Raw genomic sequence first — 14,950 nt, forward strand, 5'->3', positions numbered from 1 at the left:
GATGTTCGTCGAACACCTCCCGGACGACCGAGGGCAGGCGCACACCTTAGAGGCGTTCACGGCGGCGCTGCTGTTGGTCGCCGGGCTCGTCTTCGCGACGCAGGCGACGGCCGTCACGCCCCTCTCGGCGAGCACGTCGAACCAGCACGTCGAGAATCAGGCGGCGATCGCGGCCCAGGACGTGCTGACGACCGCCGAGGCGAGTGGTGAGCTAAGGGCGGCGCTGCTGTACTACGACGACGGCTTCGTGGGCGCCGACGACGAGTACTACACCGGGCTCCCGAACGCGTCGCACCCGCTCCACGGGCAGCTCCGCGAGGCGTTCGACAACAGGCGGATCGCGTTCGACGTCGACGTCTACTACCCGGCCGCCGACGGGGAGGGGCTCGACCGGACCCGGATGGTCGACATGGGGTCGCCGAGCGACAACGCGGCGACGGCGAGCACGCGGGTGGCGCTGTACGGCGACGACCGCTTCGGGGACTCGGACCAGTACGTCCTCGCCGACGACGGCCCCGGCGGGTACTTCGCCGCGCCCGTCGGCGCCGGCGACACGCTGTACACGGTCGTGGAGGTGCGCATCACCGCATGGCAGATGTGAGAACGCGCTCCGGCGGCGACCGGAGCGACGCGACGATGGGGGCGACGACCGAGAGCGGCGCGTCCGCCGGGCGCACGCCCCCCGACCGCGCCGACTGGGGGCGCCGCGGCCGCGACGTGGGGGAGAGCCCAGACGAGGACCGCGGGCAGATCATCCTGATCACGGGGCTGACCCTCGCTGTCCTGTTCGTCGCGGTCGTCCTCCTGTTGAACACCGTCATCTACACCGAGAACCTCGCGACCCGCGGGGTCGACGCGGGCGGGGCGGAGGCGGTCGAGTTCCGCGACGGCTCCGTGGAGGACCTCGCCGGGATCCTGTACCGCGAGCACCGGAACGGCTCGGCCAACGCGACGGCCCCCTTCCTCGCGAGCGCGGAGCGCTACGGCCGGACGGTCGGGGGCCTCCGGGCGCGCGACGGCGTGGTCGCCGACGTGCGCGTGAACGCCTCCACCGTCGACTCGGGGCACTTCATCGCGCAGAACGAGACCGACGCCGGGTTCCGCAACATGACGGCGCCGGACGGGACGACCGCCGACTGGACCGTCGCGGGCGGGGTTAATCGAACGCGCAACTACCGGCTGACCGTCGACTCGACGTCCGTCGCGACCAGCGCAGCGGGCGCGTTCACCGTCGTGGCCGACGGAGCGGGCGGGAACTGGTCGGTCTCGCTGTCGAACGACGCGGCCGACGCCATCGACGTGACGGTGCGCAACGAGACCGACACCGTCTCCGAGACCTTCCTCCACGACTCGGGCGAGAACGTCACGATCGACCTGACCGCCGGCACGGTGGACGGCCAGCGGTTCCCCGCACTCGTCTGGGCGGAGGGCGTTCAGAACGGGAGCGAGCCGTACGACTCGTACGACGTCCGGTACGAGAACGGCACCGAGGCGCGGGGGACGTACCACCTCGTCGTCGACGAGCGCGACGGGACCTCCCCCCTCACCGACTCCTCGCGCCCGTACGTCGTCGAGGGGATATACAGCGTCGAGGTCGAAGTCCTCCACCGGACGCCGGGGCTGACCTACGGCGACACGGTCCGGCTCGCGCCGGGTGAGCGCGATGCGTGACGGCCCTGGCGGGACGGACCGCGCGGTGTCGGTCACCGTCGGCTACGTGATGACGCTCGCCGTCTCGACCCTGCTGCTCTCCGGCCTGTTCGTCGCCGGGGGATCGTTCGTCGAGTCGGAGCGCGAACGCGCGGCGCAGGGGGAGCTCACCGTCGTCGGCGAGCGCGTCGCGGCCGACCTCGGCACCGTCGACAGGCTCGTCGCGAGCGGGGCGTCCCGAGGGGATCTCACGGTGAACCGGTCCCTGACGCTCCCGGACAGGGTGTCCGGGACCAGCTATCGGATCCGAGTGAGCGCGAACGGCACCGAGGGGACGGTCGCGCTCGAAAGCGACCGGAGCGACACGGTCGTCGAGGTCCCGTTCCGATCGAGCGAGGACGTGGCGGTCCGGAACGCGACCGTCGACGGCGGCGACCTCCGGATCTGGTGGGACCCCGACGCCGGAACCGACGGCGAAGTGGTGGTGAGCGCGGCGTGAGCCTCCGCGACGCCGTCGCCGGTCTCGGCTCGGACGACCGCGGCGTGAGCGAGACGGTCGGGTTCGTGTTGGTGTTCGCGCTGATCACGTCGACGATAGCGGTCACGTTCACCGTCGGGCTGGGCGGGCTCGAAGACGCGCAGCTCGCCGAGCGCGACAACAACGTCGAGCGCGCGTTCGACGTGCTCCAGGACAACCTCGACGACGTCAGCCGCGACGGCGTGCCGAGCCGGGCCACCGAGATCCAGCTCGGCGGCGGCGAGCTGGTGTTAGAACAGGAGTCGACGTTCCGGCTCAACCACACGGCGACGCCCGGGACGATAGTCGAGACCGGGTCGCTCACGTACCGCGGCGCCGGCGGCACGCGCATCGTGTACGAGAACGGCGCCGTCTTCCGCATGCGGGGGGATAACGGGGTCATGCTCAACGAGCCCGACCTCCTGCTCGGCGACACCGTCGTCTACTCGCTGTACGGGCTCGGCGGGCCGGCGCAGTCCGAGAGCGGCGACCGAACGGTTCTGGTGATCGGGCAGCTCGGCGCCCGGGAGGCCGCGCTCGACGACCGGGCGGCGACCGACAACGTCACCCTGGCGATCAACTCGTCGCAGGCGACGGTCTGGGAGCGGTACTACTCGGAGCTCGCGGCGGAACACGACCACGTCTCGGTGTCGACGGCCGGCGGGCCGGACCTCACGGTGACGTTCGACGCGGACCACTACGAGCGGTTCGTCGTCCACCGCACCGAGACGCGGATCGACTTCTCCGACTGAGGCGGCGGGCCGGGGTCACTCGGACTCGATGGCGACCTCGTGGACGGAGACGTGGAGGTGGCTCACCACGGGGACCGAGTCGCCCTCGAACGGCTGTTGGGTCTCCAGCGACTCGTCGTAGTGGATCGCAATCTCGGCGTCGTCGAACTCGAAGAGCTCGAAGGTGAACGACCCCTTGATCGTCATGTTGCCGGCGAGCTCGGTCGTGCTCTGGGGCGCGTAGAACACCCCGCCGAACCGAACGGGATCGGTGTCGTCGGCCGTCACGTCGATCCGGTCCCCGCTGGAGTACACCCACAGGTTCCCCGCCACGTCCTCGTCGGCGGCGACCACGGCGCTGTCTTCGAGGTCGATCCCGGCGGTGTTTTGTACCTCCAACCGCGTGTCGGCGGCGCTCGTTACCGACGCGGTGTTCCGAACGGCGAGCGTGTCGTCGACGTAGATCGTGGCCTGCCCGCCGCCCGTCGCCCTGACCGTCGCGTCACCGCTGACGGTCGTCGACTCCTCGACCAGCACCTCGACCTCGCCGCCGCCGGTGTCGAGGTCGACGCCGCCCGCGTCCGCGGAGACGCTCAGGCCGCCCGCGACGTGGAGCGTCGCGCCGTCGGTGACCGTGAGGGTCGCGCCGTCGGCGACCGATACGTCGCCGTCGACGTACGTGTCGTTCTCTATCACCTCCGTCTGGGTGCCGGAGAGGTCGATGTCGCCCCCGCGGTAGTCGCCGTTCGCGGCGAGGTCCCGGTCCCGAACGCCCTCGATCCGCTGGCTGATGGCGCCGTCGACCGACGCCACGTCGTCGAACGCCGTCTCCGTGCGCCGCTCTCCGGTGACGTTCAGCTTGTCCTCCTGCCCGGGCGGGATGTTGTAGGACTCGGCGATCAGGTCCCCGCGGATCGTGATCGACTGGGTGTTACCGCCCCCGCCCGCGGTAAGCCGGAACTGGTCGCGCGTCTGGATGACCGCCCCGTCGCTCGGCGACTGGTCGTCGTAGGAGCCGAGCCCCGAGTCGTAGCTGTCGGCGTACAGCTCGTCGATGCCCCCGGTGTCGAACGTCGATCGACCCGTCGCGGAGACCCCGGCGCTCAGCGTGGGATGGACCGTGGTGGTCCGGAGCCGGACCTCCACCCGTCGGTCGCTGACGTCGGTCACCGACGCGCTCGTCCGGGTCTCGAAGAAGCGTCCCCACGCGTCCGCGTAGTCGCTCTGGACCGTGATCGTGACGTTGCCGCCGAGGAGCGGGTTCGAGCCGTTCGGCGAGGGGAACACCCGCTCGGACCGGCCGCCCGTGTCGGTGATGCGGACCGCGTCGCCGATCGGCGCGGAGCCGTTCCCGATCGTCACGAGCGGGAGGGTGAGCGTCTCGGTCCCGCCGCTCCCGCGGTAGTGGAACTCCGGCGGCGAGACCATCTCGGAGCCGCCGCCGCGCGACCGCCAGACGCCGCCGCCCTGGTACGCGATCGTCTCGCCGTCGCGCTCGTAGGTCACCGCTCCGAGCGGGATGGTCCTGTTCGTGGCGTTCGGGTTCTCGCTCGTCGTCACCTCGATGCGCATCCACCCCGCGTCGCCGTCGACCCGGAAGTCGGCGCTCCGGCCCACGTCCAGGCGGACGCGCTGGGCGGGCGACTCGCCGTGCGCGACGAGGCTGGCCTTCGAGTCGACCTGCGTCATCGCGCCCTCGACGCGCTGGAGGTCCGCCGACGCCTGCGAGTCGTCGAGCGCGGCGCCGCCGAGCGCGACGGTGGTGCCGACGACGGCGACCGTCAGCCCCAACAGGAGGACCGTCCCGAGCACTTCGCTCTGGGCGCGCTGGGCGGTCGCTCCGCGCTCGCCTCCGTTCATGCGGGCCCGTAGGCCGCCCGCGCTGATAAACGTGGACTCCCGGCTATCAGTCCCGATAGCCGTGTATCCCGGCTCGCTCCGCTCCGAGGGCGTCGGCCGCGACTGCGTCGGACCGGGGATATATCTCGCCGGCGCCCCTTCCCGGACCCGTGACCGAGCGACTCTACCTCGCGGACGACGCGGTGACGACGTTCGAGGCGACCGTCGAGCGCGTCCTCTCGGACCCGCACCGGATCGTCCTCGACCGGACGCACTTCTACCCGACCGGGGGCGGCCAGCCGCACGACACCGGGACGATTCGCGCCGTCGACGGCGACGGGAGCGCTCGCTGGCGCGTCGTCGACGTCGAGATGCGAGACACGGTGTACCACGAGGTCGAACCGATCGGCGGCACGGGCGGCGCGGACGACGCGACCGAGTCGGCCTCGCTCCCGGAACCGGGGACGGCGGTCGCCTGCGAGGTCGACGCCGACCGGCGCGCGGCGCACTCGCGGTACCACACCGCACAGCACCTGCTGTCGGCGCTGCTGCTCGACGAGTTCGACGCGCCGACGACCGGCAACCAGCTGTACCGCGACCGGGCGCGCCTCGACGCCGAGTACGACCGGTTCACGGACGCCGACCTCGACCGGATCGAGGCTCGGCTCAACGAGCTCGTCGCCGACGGGCGAGCCGTGTCGAGCTACACGATGGACCGCGAGACCGCGGAGGCGACGCTAGACACCGACCGGACGCGGATCGATCTCCTCCCCGACTCGATCGAGGAGCTCCGGATCGTCGAGATAGCGGGCGCGGACGCGGACGACGAGCCGTACGACCGCACCGCCTGCGCGGGGACCCACGTCGCGAACACCGCCGACATCGGGGAGGTCGTCGTCACCGGCCGGGAGACGAAGGGCCCCGAGGAGGAGCGCGTCCGCTTCGCGCTCGCCGACCACGTGGACGCGGACTGACGGCGGCGCGGGTGCCCCGCGGGCGCGTCCGCCGCTCGCCCGCGATCCCGCCGTTTAAATACGATCCGCGGTAGGTTCGGGCATGAAGTTCTGCGACGAGTGCGGATCCATGATGAAGTCCGGCGAGGGCGAGGACCACTGGGTGTGCGACTCCTGCGGCCACGAGATCGGGCGCGACGAGGGCGACGACGAGTGGACGACCGAGTCGCAGGTGGAGTCGGAGATCGTCGACGTGAGCGACGCCGAGGACAAGGGGCTCCCGACGACGACGGCCCAGTGTCCCGAGTGCGACAACGACCAGGCGTACTGGTACATGCAGCAGATCCGCGCGGCCGACGAGTCCGAGACCCGCTTTTTCGTCTGTACCGAGTGCGAGCACAAGTGGCGCGAAGACGACCACTGAGCACCGACGCGCCCGCCCGCTCGCCTCTTCCTCGCCCGTCCGTTTTATTCCCGTCCGGAGAGAGGCGGGACCATGGAGCCGCCCGTCGTCCCCCGCGACCGCCTCGAGGGCTGGACGCTCGTCGCGGAGGCGACGGAACGCCCGTTCGAGGCCGGCCCCGTCTCGGTCACGGCGGGGACGGCGCGGTACGAGCGCGAGACCCCGCCCCCGCGGCCGTTCTTCTTCGCGAGCCGACTCCGCATCTCGCCCGACACCGGGCCGAACCCCGCCCTGACGCGGCTCGTCGAGTCCCGGGCCCGCGAGGGCTTCCGCGACCGCCTCGCCGACCGGCGCATCGGCGACCTCGCGCGCCGCGACGAGCGGCGCCTCGACGTCGACGACCCCGCGGCGTCGCCCGCCACGCTCACCGTGTTCCACGGGCGCTGCGCGGTCGACGGCGAGCGGGTCCCGGTGGAGGCGCTGCTGGCGGTGTGGGAGGCCGGCGAGTACCTGCTCGCCGGCGGCGCCTACCCGACCGGCGACGGGTTCGAGGCGACCCGTCAGGACGTGTTGCGGCTGGTCCGGGGCGTTCGGCCGCCGGCGGCGTCGGACGCGGTCGAGCGCTCGTGAGGCCCGGTCAGCAGGCGACCGCGCCGGCGCTCGACTCGATCGGCGACCCGTCGTCCTCGTAGTCCGCGTCGCCGACCGCACCGGCGAACATCGGGAGCCGCATCTCGTAGGTGTACAGCACGTCGAACGCCGCGAGCGGGTCGAAGCCGTTCGCGATCGCCTCCCGCCCGGTCAGCCTAACTCCCGCCGCGAGTGTCACGATCGGCTCGCCGTCGAGCCGCCCGGCGGTCTCGACGCCGAACTCGTTGCCCGCGGCGGGGTCGGTGAGCACGGAGAGGTGAACCACCGTCTCCATCGTCGCCCCGCTCCCGCCGTCGCCGATCGAGATGGGGTATCCCCGCCCGGTGAAACAGCGCGTGATCGGCGGCGCCGTACTCCGGTTCGCGTCGGCACCGGTGCCGACGGTCGCCGGACCGTCTGCGGGCGCGCCCCCGACCGACTGGACGGTCGCCCCCGGTGCGCGGTCGTCCGCCCCTGACGCCGCGGGCTGGCCCGCGACAGCGCCGACGCCGACGCCGACGCTCGCGGCGAGCAGCAGCAGCGAGAGGGCGAGGGCGCGGGTCCGTCGCGGGCGCGTCATCGCCCGCCCCTTCGGCCGCCCGGGTTAAAGCACCGCGGTCCGCGGTATCAGTCGAGAGAATCGCCGTCCAGGAGTCCCTCGACGAGCAGCTCCGCGGACGCCACGTTCGTCGCCAGCGGCACGTCCTTCACGTCGCAGACCCGCAGCAGCGCCGAGATGTCGGGCTCGTGCGCCTGCGCGGTCAGGGGATCGCGGAGGAAGACGACCCCGTCGATCCGGTCGTCCGCGATCATCCCCCCGATCTGGAGGTCGCCGCCGTACGGCCCCGAGGCCTGTCGGTTCACGGTGAGCCCGGTCGCCTCCGCGATGCGCTTGCCAGTCGTCCCGGTGGTGACCAGTTCGCACTCGTCGAGGACGCCGGTGTGTCGCTCGACGAACGCGACCATCTCGTCTTTCAGCTCGTCGTGTGCGATGAGCGCGATGCGCATACGTGGCGCTCGCTCCGGCGTCGCTTAAGCGCTCGCCTCGCCGCGGCGGTCACTCCACCGCCGCGGGGCCGTCGCCCGGACCGTCGCCGTCCCTCGGGCTGTCCCCGTCGCCAGCGCCATCCCCGTCGCCGCCGTCGGTTCCCCCGGACGCGAACGGCGCCCCGAACCGGCCGAGCGCGACGCGGGCCAGCGTCCCGGGGCTGTGCCGGCGGATCACCAGCAGGGCGTTCGTCGCGAACACCGCGACCCCGAGCGTCGCGAGCGAAAGCCCGACGAGCGCGGGGCGCGTGGCCGCGCCGGCGAGTGCCGTCCCCGAGGCGCCGGCGGCGACGTCGGCGCCGACGACGAGCGCGGTACCGGTGGACAGGAGTGCGCCGTCGGCGGCCGCGAGCCGGTCGTCGTAGAGGTCGTCGACCATCGGCACCGCCTCGAAGCCGAGCCGGTCGCTGTACCGCTCGACCCACACGACGAAGGGAACGACGTGGTACAGCGTGCCGAGGACGACGAACGCGACCGCGCCGAGAAGCAGCAGCGGCGCGCTGCCAGGTCCGCCGAGGACGGTCTCGGCGGCGAGCGGCGACCGGAGCCACGCCGGCGCGGCCGTCGCGGCCCACCCGACGAGCGCGAGCGCGACGACGGCGTACCGCGTGTGCATCGGGGTCCGCTCGACGCGCATCTCTAAGAGCCGGCGGGCGAGGACGGCGGCGAACGCCAGCGCGGCGAGCAGCACGAAGGCGGCGCCGACGCGGGCGAGCGCGGCCGCGCCGAGCAGTCGCCCGCCCGCGAGCGCGGCGACGCCGACCGGGTGGCCGACCTCCTCGACCGCGCGGAGCCGGTGGTCGACCCCGCGGAGCTCCGTCTGCGTGAACATCGTGGCGAGCTGGTAGAGGGCGCCGTAGACGGTCGTGAGCACCGCGCCGAAGACGGCGAGAGTGATGTGCGCGCCGCGGACCCCGGCGTGTGAGACCCCGAGCCCGGTGAGAAGGCCGGAACCGAGGTCGGCAGCCAGCAGGACGCCGAGCCCGGTCAGGGCGACGAAACAGGCGAGCGCGACGGCGAAGTGGCGCTCGGTCACGTCGAGGTCGTCGACGGTCGCGAGCGTCCGCCCGACGTTGTAGACGAACGCCCAGAAGCCGGCGAGCATGACGGCCCCGAATCCGGCCAGCCACGAGAGCCGCCCCAGCGCGAGCGCGGTCGCGAAGCCGACGAGTCCGACGGCGACCAAGCCGAGCTGGGCGCTCGCCAGCCGCCGGGAGTGGAGCGTCGTCCCGGACCACACCGGGACGAACTGCGTCATCGCGCCCATGATCGTCACGCACACCCACCCGACTAACAGTAGGTGGACGTGGACGAGGCCGCCGAGCCCCGGGACCGCGTTGACGAGCAGACCGATCCCGACGAGCAGGGCGGCGCCGAGGAAGGCTAGCCCGACCAGGAAGTGCCGAAGCGGCACCGTCATCGGCGGGCCCCGCTCCGCGTCGATACCGCCCGGAACTGCTCCCATACACGGATCACGGATTCCCGCCGCCCTCCGCCTGTTCCCGAAGATGTTCGCGCGCTCGTCGCCTCGCGGGAACCCGATTCCCGAGCGCCGGGTGGCGAGCGGACCGAGAGCGTCGGGCCGTCGAACGGGGCGGTCTTAAGTCCGTCCGGTAACGAAGGGGCTCCATGCCACGCGACCGAGCCACGTCGCCGCTCGGCGTCCGGACGCTCCGCGACGCCGCGGAGGTGTCGTAGATGGGCGGCGGAACTGCGGACGGCCGGGCGACGGGCGCGCGAGCCGTCGGCGTCGACGTCGGCGGGACGTTCACCGACGTCGCGCTCGCGCTCGACGACCGACTCGTCACCGCGAAGGTGCCGAGCACCGACGACCAGAGCGAGGGCGTCGCGGCCGGCATCGAGAAGGCCTGCGAGGCGGCCGGGATCGACCCCGAGAGCGTGACCGAGTTCTCCCACGCGATGACCGTCTCCGTCAACGCGCTCCTGGAGGGCGACGGCGCGCGGACCGCGCTCGTGACGACCGAGGGCTTCCGCGACGTGCTGGAGATCGGGCGACAGACCCGGCCGTCGCTGTACGACCTCGACGCCGAGAAGCCGACGCCGCTCGTTCCCCGGCGCCGCCGGTTCGAGGTCCCCGAGCGCGCGACCGTCGACGGGATCGAGCGACCGGTCGACGACGCGGCAATCGAGTCGCTCGTCGCCGACCTCCGCGACGCCGACGTCGAGTCCGTCGCGGTGTGCCTGCTCCACGCCTACGCCCACCCAGAGAACGAGGACCGCCTCGCCGAGGCGCTGCGCGACGCGCTCGACACGCCCGTCTCGGCCTCCAACGAGGTGCTGCCGGAGTTCCGCGAGTACGAGCGCACCTCCACCACGGTCGTCGACGCCTACGTCCGCCCGGCGATCGACGGCTACGTCGGCCGCCTCACCGAACGGGCGCGGGACCTCGGGCTGCCCCAGCCGCGGATCATGCAGGCCAACGGCGGCGTCACCGACGCCGAGACGGTCAGGCGGAACGCCGTGACGACCGTGCTCTCCGGGCCCGCCGCCGGGGTCGTGGGCGCGAGCGCGACGGCCGCGACCGACGCCGAGCGCGACGGGCTGATCACCTTCGACATGGGCGGCACTTCCAGCGACGTGAGCCTCGTCCGGGACGGCGAGGTCGAGCGGACGACGGAGTCGACGATCGCCGACCGGCCGATCGGCACCCCGATGGTCGACGTCGAGACAGTGGGCGCCGGCGGCGGGTCGATCGCGTGGGTCGACGCCGGGGGCGCGCTCCGCATCGGCCCGCGCTCCGCGGGCGCGGACCCCGGCCCGGCCTGCTACGGGAAGGGGGGCACGGAGCCGACCGTCACCGACGCGGACCTCGTGTTGGGGTACGTCGGCGCGGACACCGACCTGGGCGGCGACCTGTCGCTCGACGCGGCGGCCGCCCGCGAGGCGCTCGCCGACCTCGCCGACGAGGCGGGGATGGACGGCCCGGTCGCGGCCGCGCTCGGCGTCCACCGCGTCGCGAACGCCGACATGACCCGCGCGATCCGCTCCGTCACGGTCGAACGCGGCCACGACCCGCGCGGGTTCGGCCTCGTCGCGTTCGGCGGCGCCGGCCCGATGCACGCGGTCGCGATCGCCGACGCCCTCGACGTCGAGCGCGTCGTCGTGCCGCGCGCCTCCGGCGTCCTGTCGGCGTACGGCCTGCTCGCGGCCGACGAGACCCGCGACGCGGTGCGGACCCGGCAGGCCCCCCTCGCCGAGGTCGACCCCGACGCGGTCGAGGCCGTCTACGGGGAGCTGACCGAGGGGCTGTCGGACGAGGTCAGCGACCCGGCGGCCGCGCGCGTCGAGTACGCGGCGGACTGCCGCTACGCCGGACAGAGCTTCGAACTGACCGTCGACGTCGACCGACCGTTCGACCCCGCGGCGGTCGGCGAGCGGTTCGCGGCGGCCCACGAGTCGGCGTACGGCTACCGCGCCGACGAGCCGGTCGAACTGGTGAACTGCCGCGCGACGGCGACCGTCCCGCGGACGGCCCCGGCGGTCGGCGTCGACGCGCCCGAGGACCCCGGCCCGCGGACGACGCGGGAGGCGGTGTTCCCCGACGGCGCCCGGGAGACGCCGGTCTACGACCGCGAGCGGTTCCCGCTCGGCGAGGCCGTCGAAGGGCCGGTCGTCGTCGAGGGGCCGGAGAGCACGGTCGTCGTCCCGCCGGGGTGGGGCGTGCGGCTCCGCGGCGACGGCGCGCTGGTCGCGGAGGTGAGCGAGGCGTGACGGGCGCCGACCTCGACCCGGTCACGCTGGAGATCCTCCGGAACCAGCTTGAGAGCGTCGCGGCCGAGATGGGCCACGTGCTGATCCGCGGGGCGTACTCGCCGAACATCAAGGAGCGCCAGGACTGCTCGACGGCGCTGTTCGACGCCGACGGCCGGATGGTCGCGCAGGCCGAGCACATCCCGGTCCACCTCGGGGCGATGCCGGACGCCGTCGACGCCGTCCTCGGGAAGGACCCGAAGCCGGGCGACGTGTTCGTCGTCAACGACCCGTTCGCGGGCGGGACCCACCTCCCGGACGTGACGCTCGTCTCGACGGTCGCGCCCCGCGGCGAGGTCGTCGGCTACGCGGTGTCGCGCGCGCACCACGCCGACGTGGGCGGGAGCGCGCCGGGCAGCATGCCGCCCGGCGCGCGGGAGATATACGAGGAGGGGCTCCGGCTCCCGGCGGTCCGGCTCGTCGACGGCGGCGAGCCGAACGAGGCCGTCCGCGACCTGATCCTCGCCAACGTCCGCACGCCGGACGAGCGGGCGGCGGACCTCCGGGCGCAGCGCGCCGCGAACGCGCGCGCCGAGGAGCGGGTCGGCGAGCTGCTCGACGAGCACGGCGACGCGCTCCTCGACGCGTTCGACGCCGTCATCGACTACTCGCGCGACCGGATCGAGGCCGAGATCCGGAACCTCCCGGACGGGACCTATCGCGCCCGTGACGCGCTCGAAGGCGACGGCGTGACCGACGGGAACATCCCAGTCGAGGCGACCGTCACCGTCGACGGCGCGTCGCTCGACGTAGACTTCGCCGGCACCGCCGACCAGGTCGACGGCAACCTGAACGCCCCGTTCTCGGTCGCGAAGAGCGCGGTGTACTTCGTGGTCCGCGCGGTCACCGACCCGGAGATCCCGCCGAACCACGGCTGTTACGAGCCGGTGTCGATATCGGCGCCCGAGGGGTCGCTGCTCGACCCGCGCCCGCCGGCCGCGGTCGTCGGCGGCAACGTCGAGACGAGCCAGCGCGTCACCGACGTGACGCTGGCGGCGCTCGCCGAGGCGGTCCCTGAGGTCGTCCCGGCCGGCGGCCAGGGGACGATGAACAACCTGATCATCGGCGACCGCGCCGGCGAGTTCACCTACTACGAGACCATCGCCGGCGGCTTCGGCGCCCGGCCGGGCAAGGACGGGATGGACGGCGTCCAGGTCGGGATGACGAACACGCTCAACACCCCCGTCGAGGCGCTGGAGGCGGCGTATCCGCTCCGGGTCGAGCGCTACGCCCTCCGCCCGTCGAGCGGCGGCGACGGCCGGCACCGGGGCGGCCTCGGCGTCGTGCGGAGCCTCACCGTCGAAGCGGACGCGACCGTCTCGCTGCTGACGGAGCGACGCCGGACCGCGCCGCGCGGGCTCGACGGCGGCGACGACGGCGCGCTCGGCGAGAACCTGATCGACGGGGAGCCGGTCGCGGCGAAGGCGTCCGTCGACGTCCCGGCCGGCACGACGGTCTCGGTCCGCACGCCGGGCGGCGGCGGGCACGGCGACCCCGCCGAGCGCGACCCCGAGGCGCGGGAGCGAGACCGGCGCGACGGAAAGGTCGACGCGAGCGACAACGGGACCGCAGACGACCGGCGGGAGTGAGCGGCCGCCGTCCGCCGCGTTATCGACCCCGAAATCCGCGAGTCCTGTATTACCGATAGCGAAGGATTAACTGTGGGTATTCCAAGCGGTATGTAATGGGTGAAGGGGACCTGAGCCGGGACCTCGGGCTCTATTCGGCGGTGACGCTGAGCATGGGCGCCATGATCGGCGGCGGCATCTTCGTCCTCCCGGCGGTCGGCTACGAGAAGGCCGGCCCGGCGGTCATCCTCGCGTACCTGATCGCCGGTCTGATCGTCCTCCCGAACGCGCTCTCGAAGGCCGAGATGGCGACGGCGATGCCCGAGGACGGCGGGACCTACATCTACATCGACCGCGCGATGGGTCCGCTGTTCGGAACGATCGCGGGCGTCGGCGTCTGGTTCTCGCTCGTGTTCAAGAGCGCGTTCGCGCTCGTCGGCCTCGGCGCCTACCTGCTGTTGCTCGTGAACATCCCTGTCGGCCTCGTGAAGGCGGTCGCGCTCGTCCTCGGGGTCGTCGTCATCCTGCTCAACGTCGTCGGCACGGAGAAGAGCGGGCAGGTGCAGAGCGTCCTCGTCACCTTCGTCGTGCTCGTGCTCGGCGCCTACGTCGTCGGCGGGATCCGGCCGGCGGAGTCGGCGCAGTACGTCCCGTTCACGACCCACGGCGTCGGCGGGATCGCGACCGCCGCCGCCTTCGTGTTCGTCTCGTACGCGGGGATCGGCGAGGTCGCGTCCGTCGCCGAGGAGATCGCCGACCCGGACCGGAACATCCCGCTCGCGATGCTCGTCTCCATCGGGGTGATGATGGCCATCTACACGGCGGTCGTGGCCGTCGTCGTCGGCGTCGTGCCGGGCGAGACCCTCGTCACCGGCGGTCCGGGCGGCGGGACCTCCCTCACGCCGATGGCCGACAGCGCGGCGCGGGTGTTCGGCGGCGCCGGCGTCACCGTCGTCGCGGTCACCGCGGTCCTCGCGCTCACCAGCATGGCGAACGCGGGCGTCTTGGGGACCTCTCGGTTCCTGCTCGCGATGAGCCGCGACTCGCTCATCCCCGCCCGCGTCGGCCGGATCAACCCCCGGTTCCTCACGCCGGTGAACGCCGTCCTCGTCACCGGCGCGCTGCTGCTCGCGCTCATCGCGTTCGTCCCGGTGGTCGACCTGGCGAAGCTGGCGAGCGCCTTCCTCATCCTCGTCTTCTCGCTGGAGAACCTCTCCGTGATCGTCTTCCGGGAGGCCGACGTGGACTTCTACGACCCGGACTTCCGGTCTCCCGGGTACCCGGTGCTACAGGCACTCGGCGTGATCGGCGGCGCCGTGCTGATCGTTCAGATGGGGCGCCTCTCGATCCTCGGCGCGGTCGGGATCACCCTCGGAAGCCTCGCGTGGTACCTGGCGTACGCGCGCTCGCGGACCGCTCGCACCGGCGCGCTGGCGACGTTCCTTGACAGTGACGCCGACGCCACGGAGCCACCTGACGAGGCCGCCGCCACGGAGCAGCGAGACGACTGAGCCGCGGCGACCGAGACCGGGACGAGGCCGTCCCGGAGTGGTCCGGTCGCCCCCCGCCGCGCGGAAAACCTATTACGCGGGTCTCGCTGATCGGCCCATGGAGTCGCTCGCGGCGCTGCTCCTCGTGGTCGTCGGGGTCCCGCACGCGATCTGGCCGTTCGAAGCCGCGAAGCTCCGCGAACGGATCGACGCCATCGGCAGCCGACGGTCCGGGTCCGAGAGCGAACCGAAGGAGTGGGCGGTGAGGCTCAACCGCGTCCTCGGAGCGGGGCTATCGCTCGTCGGCGTCGCGCTGCTGATCGTGGCCTGAAAACGGGCGCCCCGCGCCAC

The 14,950-nt window shown here is 72.9% G+C and carries 15 protein-coding genes; 11 read left to right on the forward strand and 4 right to left on the reverse strand.

Annotated elements, in window-relative coordinates:
- Position 1: 1 nt before the first annotated feature.
- Genes EXE44_RS05710 through EXE44_RS05725 form a run of 4 tightly spaced genes read left to right on the forward strand, consistent with a single transcriptional unit; the run spans position 2 to position 2,919 of the window.
- Positions 2–601 (forward strand): hypothetical protein, encoded by a 600-nt coding sequence (locus EXE44_RS05710; RefSeq protein WP_137716329.1) that lies wholly within the window; start codon positions 2–4, stop codon positions 599–601.
- Complete coding sequence (locus EXE44_RS05715) at positions 589–1,671, forward strand: hypothetical protein (RefSeq protein ID WP_241991797.1); 1,083 nt, start codon at positions 589–591, stop codon at positions 1,669–1,671. Before EXE44_RS05710 ends, EXE44_RS05715 begins: the two co-directional genes overlap by 13 nt.
- Positions 1,664–2,149 (forward strand): hypothetical protein, encoded by a 486-nt coding sequence (locus EXE44_RS05720; RefSeq protein WP_137716330.1) that lies wholly within the window; start codon positions 1,664–1,666, stop codon positions 2,147–2,149. Before EXE44_RS05715 ends, EXE44_RS05720 begins: the two co-directional genes overlap by 8 nt.
- Positions 2,146–2,919, forward strand: a complete 774-nt coding sequence (locus tag EXE44_RS05725) for a hypothetical protein (RefSeq protein ID WP_137716331.1) — start codon at positions 2,146–2,148, stop codon at positions 2,917–2,919. The genes EXE44_RS05720 and EXE44_RS05725 overlap by 4 nt, the downstream gene beginning before the upstream one ends.
- A gap of 15 nt (positions 2,920–2,934) precedes the next feature.
- On the opposite strand, the gene EXE44_RS05730 is transcribed toward EXE44_RS05725, so the two are convergent.
- A complete protein-coding gene (locus EXE44_RS05730; RefSeq protein WP_137716332.1) occupies positions 2,935–4,758 on the reverse strand; it encodes a hypothetical protein in 1,824 nt (607 codons plus the stop codon).
- Positions 4,759–4,907: 149 nt separating this feature from the next.
- Between EXE44_RS05730 and EXE44_RS05735 the strand changes: the two genes are divergently transcribed.
- The 3 genes from EXE44_RS05735 to EXE44_RS05745 all read left to right on the forward strand — a co-directional run bounded on the left by EXE44_RS05735 (position 4,908) and on the right by EXE44_RS05745 (position 6,723).
- Positions 4,908–5,711, forward strand: a complete 804-nt coding sequence (locus EXE44_RS05735; protein ID WP_137716333.1) for an alanyl-tRNA editing protein — start codon at positions 4,908–4,910, stop codon at positions 5,709–5,711.
- An 82-nt stretch (positions 5,712–5,793) separates the two neighbouring features.
- Positions 5,794–6,114, forward strand: coding sequence for a transcription factor S (locus EXE44_RS05740; RefSeq protein WP_053771321.1), 321 nt, complete (start codon positions 5,794–5,796; stop codon positions 6,112–6,114).
- A gap of 72 nt (positions 6,115–6,186) precedes the next feature.
- A complete protein-coding gene (locus EXE44_RS05745) occupies positions 6,187–6,723 on the forward strand; it encodes a DUF6517 family protein (RefSeq protein WP_137716334.1) in 537 nt (178 codons plus the stop codon).
- 7 nt (positions 6,724–6,730) lie between these two features.
- On the opposite strand, the gene EXE44_RS05750 is transcribed toward EXE44_RS05745, so the two are convergent.
- From EXE44_RS05750 to EXE44_RS05760, 3 genes are read right to left on the reverse strand one after another with little or no spacing between them, the layout of a single operon-like run.
- On the reverse strand, positions 6,731–7,303 hold the full coding sequence (locus EXE44_RS05750; RefSeq protein WP_137716335.1) for a hypothetical protein: 573 nt from the start codon (positions 7,301–7,303) through the stop codon (positions 6,731–6,733).
- 47 nt (positions 7,304–7,350) lie between these two features.
- Positions 7,351–7,731 carry a methylglyoxal synthase gene (locus tag EXE44_RS05755; protein ID WP_137716336.1) on the reverse strand — a complete coding sequence of 127 codons (381 nt, stop codon included), beginning with the start codon at positions 7,729–7,731 and terminating at the stop codon, positions 7,351–7,353.
- Between the two features lie 49 nt (positions 7,732–7,780).
- A complete protein-coding gene (locus tag EXE44_RS05760) occupies positions 7,781–9,190 on the reverse strand; it encodes a hypothetical protein (RefSeq protein ID WP_137716394.1) in 1,410 nt (469 codons plus the stop codon).
- Between the two features lie 278 nt (positions 9,191–9,468).
- Here EXE44_RS05760 and EXE44_RS05765 point away from each other — a divergent pair, with 278 nt between their 5' ends.
- The 4 genes from EXE44_RS05765 to EXE44_RS05780 all read left to right on the forward strand — a co-directional run bounded on the left by EXE44_RS05765 (position 9,469) and on the right by EXE44_RS05780 (position 14,930).
- On the forward strand, positions 9,469–11,502 hold the full coding sequence (locus EXE44_RS05765; protein ID WP_137716337.1) for a hydantoinase/oxoprolinase family protein: 2,034 nt from the start codon (positions 9,469–9,471) through the stop codon (positions 11,500–11,502).
- A complete protein-coding gene (locus EXE44_RS05770; RefSeq protein ID WP_137716338.1) occupies positions 11,499–13,130 on the forward strand; it encodes a hydantoinase B/oxoprolinase family protein in 1,632 nt (543 codons plus the stop codon). Before EXE44_RS05765 ends, EXE44_RS05770 begins: the two co-directional genes overlap by 4 nt.
- Positions 13,131–13,225: 95 nt before the next feature.
- The gene (locus EXE44_RS05775) at positions 13,226–14,620 is read left to right on the forward strand and encodes an APC family permease (protein ID WP_137716339.1); all 1,395 of its coding nucleotides are present in this window, start codon (positions 13,226–13,228) and stop codon (positions 14,618–14,620) included.
- Positions 14,621–14,717: 97 nt separating this feature from the next.
- Complete coding sequence (locus tag EXE44_RS05780) at positions 14,718–14,930, forward strand: hypothetical protein (RefSeq protein WP_137716340.1); 213 nt, start codon at positions 14,718–14,720, stop codon at positions 14,928–14,930.
- The last annotated feature ends 20 nt before the right edge of the window (positions 14,931–14,950 follow it).

Source organism: Halorubrum sp. SS7 (genome assembly GCF_005435055.1).
Taxonomy (GTDB): domain Archaea; phylum Halobacteriota; class Halobacteria; order Halobacteriales; family Haloferacaceae; genus Halorubrum; species Halorubrum salinarum.

Bases quoted from the DNA above. Each gene is read 5' to 3' on its own strand.
- EXE44_RS05745 (WP_137716334.1), top strand. From the start codon at position 6,187: ATGGAGCCGCCCGTCGTCCCCCGCGACCGCCTCGAGGGCTGGACGCTC.
- EXE44_RS05720 (WP_137716330.1), top strand. From the start codon at position 1,664: ATGCGTGACGGCCCTGGCGGGACGGACCGCGCGGTGTCGGTCACCGTC.
- EXE44_RS05715 (WP_241991797.1), top strand. From the start codon at position 589: ATGGCAGATGTGAGAACGCGCTCCGGCGGCGACCGGAGCGACGCGACG.
- EXE44_RS05755 (WP_137716336.1), bottom strand. From the start codon at position 7,731: ATGCGCATCGCGCTCATCGCACACGACGAGCTGAAAGACGAGATGGTC.
- EXE44_RS05765 (WP_137716337.1), top strand. From the start codon at position 9,469: ATGGGCGGCGGAACTGCGGACGGCCGGGCGACGGGCGCGCGAGCCGTC.
- EXE44_RS05710 (WP_137716329.1), top strand. From the start codon at position 2: ATGTTCGTCGAACACCTCCCGGACGACCGAGGGCAGGCGCACACCTTA.
- EXE44_RS05740 (WP_053771321.1), top strand. From the start codon at position 5,794: ATGAAGTTCTGCGACGAGTGCGGATCCATGATGAAGTCCGGCGAGGGC.
- EXE44_RS05780 (WP_137716340.1), top strand. From the start codon at position 14,718: ATGGAGTCGCTCGCGGCGCTGCTCCTCGTGGTCGTCGGGGTCCCGCAC.
- EXE44_RS05750 (WP_137716335.1), bottom strand. From the start codon at position 7,303: ATGACGCGCCCGCGACGGACCCGCGCCCTCGCCCTCTCGCTGCTGCTG.
- EXE44_RS05775 (WP_137716339.1), top strand. From the start codon at position 13,226: ATGGGTGAAGGGGACCTGAGCCGGGACCTCGGGCTCTATTCGGCGGTG.
- EXE44_RS05760 (WP_137716394.1), bottom strand. From the start codon at position 9,190: ATGACGGTGCCGCTTCGGCACTTCCTGGTCGGGCTAGCCTTCCTCGGC.
- EXE44_RS05730 (WP_137716332.1), bottom strand. From the start codon at position 4,758: ATGAACGGAGGCGAGCGCGGAGCGACCGCCCAGCGCGCCCAGAGCGAA.